Below are 234 nucleotides of genomic sequence, written 5' to 3' on the forward strand. Positions count from 1 at the left end.
AGTATATTAGGAATCAGCTTCGAGAAGACTATATGAGCGATCAACTGACATTATTCGAAGAATATGATCCGTTCACCGGACATAAGAACAAGAAAAAATAAACGATTCTTTTAGAATCAGTGAGTAAATGTGGTGCATAAGGGAAACCCACTCAGTGGGCCTTTCAGGCCGAGGCCGGTAAGAGAGGCTTTCAGCCGCAGAGCAAACCACCAGTTCACACTGGTGGTTTTGATT

1 pseudogene is annotated in these 234 nt (G+C 43.2%); it reads left to right on the forward strand.

Annotation, left to right across the window (positions count from 1 at the left end):
* Window positions 1-101: pseudogene (locus ACYQ2O_RS13855) on the forward strand (IS200/IS605 family transposase); the annotation flags it as partial.
* Between the last annotated feature and the right edge of the window lie 133 nt (window positions 102-234).

Source organism: Alkalibacterium sp. m-11, assembly GCF_054658155.1.